Source organism: Allorhizocola rhizosphaerae (assembly GCF_003426775.1).
GTDB classification, from domain to species: Bacteria; Actinomycetota; Actinomycetes; order Mycobacteriales; family Micromonosporaceae; genus Allorhizocola; species Allorhizocola rhizosphaerae.
This window is the reverse complement of the sequence record NZ_QJUG01000393.1, coordinates 1-3,936: the sequence shown is the minus strand read 5'-3', so window position 1 is coordinate 3,936 and position 3,936 is coordinate 1. Positions and strand designations below refer to the sequence as shown.

Here is a 3,936-nt window from a genome sequence, read left to right as displayed (position 1 = left end):
AGCACCGTCTGCATCCCGGCGGCGATCGGGGCCAGCCCGCGCGCCCATCGCAGGAACGTGTCGGCGAACTCGTCCGTGGCCGTCAGAAACTTCCGGTGCGTGCGCTCCGCCCCGCCGAACGCCTTGACCACCGCGATGCCCTGGACGAACTCCACGACCGAGCCCGCGATTCGCCCCATGGCCGCGTCGAACTCGCGCTGCTCCCGCTGCCGGGCGGCGGTCATCATCAACGGGACCAGCGCCACCGCCAGCAGCACCGGGATCAATGTGATCAGCGTGAGCCGCCAGTCGACGGTGAACAGGTAAACCAGCGACACCAGCGGCACCACGAAGGCCGAGACCAGCTCACCGGGCGTGTGCGCGATGAACGGGTGTACCGCGCTCACGTCGTCGCCCACCAGTTTGGCCAGCTCACCCGTCCGACGCCGGGACAACCACCCGATCGGCACGCGCCCCAGGTGCGCGGCCAGCCGCCGGCGGAACGCCAGCTGCACTTGGCCGTCCAGCAGGTGCCCTATCCCCGAGGAGGCCGACGTGAACAGTAACCGGACCAGTAGTCCGGCCGCCCCCGCGAACACCACGAGCCAGACGTGATCGCGATCGATCGGGGCGGGCGACAACAGCGCGCGGCCCAGTTCCATGACGGCCAGTAGTGGTGCCATGCCTGCTATGGCGGCGATCACCTGCAGTGTTACCAGAGCGGTGAAACTTGCGGCATGCGGGCGCAGCAACGCGGCCACTGCGCCGGAGTTCGGCCGGGAGTCACTCACTGAGGCACTCCCGGAGGAAGGCGATGATCTCCGCCCGTGCGGGGGTCGCCTCGGGGGCCATGCCCGGCATGCTCAGGAACCCGTGCCCCGCCTCCGGGTACTCGCTGAGCCGTGTGGGTGTCCCGGCCGCCTGGAGCCGCTCGGCGTAGCGGCGGCCGTGGTCGGCGATCGGGTCGGCAGTCGGCACCACCACGAGCGCCGGGGCCAGCCCGTTCAGGTCGTCGGCGTACAGCGGCGACAGCGCGCGGGCATCGGCGCCCTCGGGGATAGCCAGCCGCTGGAAGAACCGCAGCAGCGCCACGGACAGTGTGGGCGTGTCCGCGTACTGGGTCGTCGAGTCGTACGTCCAGGCCGTCGAGGTCACGTCGACCGCCGGGTTGACCAGCACCTGTGCCCGCAGCCCCAGGCCGGCCCGCTTGGCCCTGATGGCGGCCAGCGCGCTGACCAGGCCGCCGCCGCTCTCGCCGAAGACGGCGACGCGGGCCGGATCGATGTCCCATGTCCCGGCGTGCTCCACCACGTGCCGGAGCACGTCCCAGCCGTCGTCGGCGGCGGCGGACAGCGGCGTCTCCCAGTCAAGGAGGCGGTGCTCGACCGAGATGACGACCGCCGGCAGGTGGGCGGCGAGGTGGCTGTTGACCCAGTCGCACTGCGCGGCCGTGCCGACAAAGGCGCCTCCGTGCACGTGAATCACGAGGGGCAGGGCGCCTGCGGCCAAGGGGCGGTACACCCGCACGGGGAGCTCGCGGCCGGGCAGCGCCACCTGCTGCCAGCTGATCGTGGCACCGGGGTCCGGCTCCCCGGTGATCACCCGTGCCGCCGTGGACGCCCGGACGCGGTTCTCGGCGTCCCGGTAGGCGATCAGTTCCTCGGCTGTCACCGTGGACCAGTCCGGCACCGCAGGCCGCATCGCGGTGATGTCATTCATGGGCCTCTCCTCTGGTTTCGCTACCTCTGGTTTCGAAACCTACGGTAGCGCAACTCGATATCATGTGACCATGACTTCGAGCACAGCCGCCCGGCCGCCCGGCCGCCCGCGTTCCGGCGTCAACGACGTGGTCTTCGCCGCGACGCTGCGTACGGTCCACGAGCTGGGCTACGCGCGTGCCACGGTGGAGCGCATCGCCGCTGCCGCCGGCATCGCCAAGACGACGATCTACCGTCGCTGGCCGACGAAGGGGGCGCTGATCGTGGACTGCCTGCTCGACGCGTTCGGCCCGGTGCCGCTGGAGGGCGGCAGCCGGGCCGAGATCATGTCCTCAGCCATCCGCTGGACCGCAGGCAAGATCGGCGAACCGGGGGTGGGCGACGCATTCGCGGGCGTGTTCAGTGACGGTGTCAGCGATCCGGAGCTGCGCGAGATCCTCTCCTCCCGGCTGCAGGACCCCTACCGGCTCGCGCTCCAGGACGCGCTCGGCGAGCCGGAGCACCGGGTCTTGTTCCTTATCGACGTCGTCGTCGGGACCCTGCTCCACCGAATGGGCATGACCGGCGAGCCGATGGTCGACGATGACGTCGACGCGCTGGTGGAGATGGTCCTGCCGTTCTTCCGCTGAGGACGCGAGGCCAGGCTGAGGCCCTGGCCCCTCTGGCGTGAGCGCGGTCAGTCGTACGTGACCCGTATCGTGCTGCCGCCCTGCCTATCCGTGTCCACCTCGACGGTGACGGTCCCAGCCCGGGAGCCGGGCCGAACGGCTCGGACGGCCACGATCACACCGAGATGAACGGCTCCGTCAGATGCGGCGTCGCGAGGTGCAGCGTGGTGGCGGTTGCGCGGTCGAGCATGCGCTCCCTTGCGCGCCGGGCCGCCTCAGGGTCGATCTCGTGCGAGTAGGCGAGCTCGGGATGGAGCACCTGAAGCGCGTGCACCAGGAGGTCTCCCGTGACGAGCACCAGCTCACGCCCGTTGCCGACCAGCACGCTCTGATGACCGGGTGTGTGACCGGGCGTGGCGACCGTGCGCCCGGCGCGCAACTGCGTATCCCCGTCGAGGAGCCGGAGCCGACCGGCCGCCTCGAGCGGGTCGGTGAGGGTCTCGCGAAGTTGCGGATTGAGCGCGTCGAGGGCCTCGAACTCGGCTCGCTGGAGCAGGTATTCGGCGTTCGGGAAGTAGGGGCGGCGGTCGCTGGTCGAGCCATCCACCCCGATGCTGGCCGAAGCGTTGCGATCCACTGCGCTGCCCGTCGATGGGACGGCCGCCTCGGTCACGACCGCCCATCCGACGTGGTCGGTGTGCAGATGCGTGAGCACCACGGTGTCGACCTCGGCCGGGTCGATACCTGCGGCGGCGAGCGACTCGGGGAGCCTGCCAGGCACGGGCGCCCACGAGGCGGCAGGGCTGTCCGCCGGGCCGATGCCAGCGTCCACGATGGTGAGGCCCTTGTCGCTGCGGATCGCGTATGCGCGGAACTGGAGCCGCCACCGGCCCTCGGCGTCGACCGCGCCCGGGTCGTAGCGGTCGGCCTCGGCCCACTGAGTGGCTGTGGCCCCGGGGAAGGCCTCGGCGCGCGGGGAGAAGAACGGGCCCTCGCCGTCGGCGAGGGCGATGATCTCGGTCGGGCCGACCTGGAGGCGGGTAACGCTGAGTGACATGGCCGCGATCCTGCCATGCTTTGCACCGTGTGATGACTCGCCCCACCACCGGCTCCTGAACGTGCTGTGCTCGCGGGCCCCGGCCTGTGCTCAGGCCAAGCGAGGCCATCGTCGAAGGTGGCACCTCGCGGAACGTCTGCCTGGACCAGTGCAACGCAGCGTTGCGAGGGCGGAACATCGAAGTCGGAGGACAGATACACCGAGGGCAGAATGACAAGCCCCTACCGCACGTTCTGGCGGCCAATGAACGGCAACAGCTAGCCCGTAGGATCCGGACCATGGGGAGCGACGCCCGTGAGTCCGTACGTCCGTGGGCGTGGCCGGCCTTCGCGCATGCTGGACGGAATTGCGTTCCGGTGGGTGGCACACGCGCTTGATTCTGAAGGCTGAGGTGAGCAGGTTGAAGAGGCATTACCTCAGCGGAGACCGCACTTAGCCTCAATCCGTGGACTCGGTGATGGCGTGATCTTTGGGTCAGGTGTTGGTGATTCGAGTTTGTTGAGGGTGTGACTGGGCTGCTGGTCCTGTGTCCAGCATGCTCTGATCCTTTTCGCAGGGCCGATTAGGTGTGGTG

General features: G+C 69.7%; 4 protein-coding genes. 1 reads left to right on the top strand and 3 read right to left on the bottom strand.

Annotated elements, in window-relative coordinates:
• Nucleotides 1-770, bottom strand: a 770-nt coding sequence (locus DM816_RS40705; RefSeq protein WP_211589073.1) for an ABC transporter transmembrane domain-containing protein, incomplete at its 3' end; no start/stop codon positions are given.
• Nucleotides 763-1,698 (bottom strand): alpha/beta hydrolase, encoded by a 936-nt coding sequence (locus tag DM816_RS40700; protein ID WP_117215781.1) that lies wholly within the window; start codon nt 1,696-1,698, stop codon nt 763-765. The genes DM816_RS40705 and DM816_RS40700, both read right to left, overlap by 8 nt.
• A 70-nt stretch (nt 1,699-1,768) precedes the next feature.
• Here DM816_RS40700 and DM816_RS40695 point away from each other — a divergent pair, with 70 nt between their 5' ends.
• Nucleotides 1,769-2,326: a TetR/AcrR family transcriptional regulator gene (locus DM816_RS40695; RefSeq protein ID WP_117215780.1), complete on the top strand. Its 558-nt coding sequence runs from the start codon at nt 1,769-1,771 to the stop codon at nt 2,324-2,326.
• A gap of 154 nt (nt 2,327-2,480) precedes the next feature.
• Here DM816_RS40695 and DM816_RS40690 read toward each other — a convergent pair whose 3' ends face one another.
• A complete protein-coding gene (locus DM816_RS40690; RefSeq protein WP_117215779.1) occupies nt 2,481-3,362 on the bottom strand; it encodes an MBL fold metallo-hydrolase in 882 nt (293 codons plus the stop codon).
• Between the last annotated feature and the right edge of the window lie 574 nt (nt 3,363-3,936).

What these genes read in the sequence shown, in the direction of transcription:
- DM816_RS40700 (WP_117215781.1), bottom strand. Translation starts at nt 1,698, where the DNA reads ATGAATGACATCACCGCGATGCGGCCTGCGGTGCCGGACTGGTCCACG.
- DM816_RS40695 (WP_117215780.1), top strand. Translation starts at nt 1,769, where the DNA reads ATGACTTCGAGCACAGCCGCCCGGCCGCCCGGCCGCCCGCGTTCCGGC.
- DM816_RS40690 (WP_117215779.1), bottom strand. Translation starts at nt 3,362, where the DNA reads ATGTCACTCAGCGTTACCCGCCTCCAGGTCGGCCCGACCGAGATCATC.